At 61.8% G+C, this 1,224-nt stretch carries 1 protein-coding gene; it reads left to right on the top strand.

Annotated elements, in window-relative coordinates; translation table 11 throughout:
* Nucleotides 1–418: 418 nt before the first annotated feature.
* A partial coding sequence (locus IHE46_RS16715; RefSeq protein WP_192166053.1) for an outer membrane beta-barrel protein occupies nucleotides 419–1,224 on the top strand: 806 nt, incomplete at its 3' end.

The following is a 1,224-nucleotide window of genomic DNA, read 5'->3' as shown; positions in this document are numbered from 1 at the left end:
CGGCCACGGCGAAGACAACCCGATCGGCGACAACGGCACCGATGCGGGCCGCGCGCAGAACCGTCGCGTGGAACTGCAGGTCCAGCAGTAATCGGACTTGTCGAGTGTTACGAAAAAGCCCGGCGAAAGCCGGGCTTTTTCGTGCATGAGCAAGATCGGATGCTTTGACCGCCTTTGACAAAATCAATACGCGCAGACTGGCACCGTCCAACAACCCTGAACGATAGTGTACCGAGGAGTGTAAAAGATGTTTTGCCCTCTTTAACGAATTTGCTACACTCGCCTCCGCTTGCAAAGCTAAGTGGGAGCGCCAAGCAGAAAGCGTTACAGGCAACAGCAGTAAACGTTTGTAAGCAGCGCCATGCAGTGCCCGTTTGGACAAACGGACGCGAAGACTTAATTGACGAGGAGAGACCTGATGAAACACAAGGGCCTTTATTTCATGGTTGCCCTGGCCTTGGGCGGCGTGGGTGCTGTTCACGCACAGGACAACACGGCGATGGCCGCGAGCAGCAGCGACAGCGCAGCCGCCCCGGCTTGGCCGAATGGCTTCGACGATCGTTGGTACATTGCCCCGACCATCGGCGGCTACTACAACGACACCGACCGCAACACCAACAGCCGTCAGATCTACTACGGCCTGGCCGTGGGTAAGTTCTTCACGCCGGACCTCTCGATTGATCTGTTCGCCGACCGTACCCAGCGCGAGATCGATCGTGGCGCCGCGAACGGTGGCGGTCACGGCAGCGCCCATTGGGCCAATAACACCGTCGGCGTTGCCGCGCGTTGGTACTTCACCAATGGCTCGTGGCGCCCGTACCTGTTGGGCGGCGTGATGGGCACCCATCACAAGAACCCGATGGACAGCGATTGGAACCCGGCCGCCGAACTGGGCCTGGGTATCTCGAAGTCGATCACCGACAGCTCCGATATCCGCGTCGAAGGCGGCTATCGCTACGACTGGGACGACCAGAGCCAGCCGAACCACAGCGGTTACGGCGACTGGTTCCTGGGCCTGAGCATCGTGTCGCGCATCGGTGCGGTCCCGGCTGCCCCGGCTCCGGTGGCTCCGCCGCCGCCGCCGCCGCCGCCGCCGGCTGAAGCCCCGGCTCCGCAGAAGGTGGTGATCGACCTGCGTGGCGTGAACTTCAAGTTCGACTTCCCGAAGAAGGGCCACGTGCACGCTTCGGAAATCGGCAAGGCGCTGGCCGTGCCGACGTCGGA

Source organism: Rhodanobacter sp. DHG33, from assembly GCF_014843005.1.
Taxonomy (GTDB): Bacteria; Pseudomonadota; Gammaproteobacteria; order Xanthomonadales; family Rhodanobacteraceae; genus Rhodanobacter_A.
This window is presented reverse-complemented; position numbering and strand designations above follow the sequence as displayed.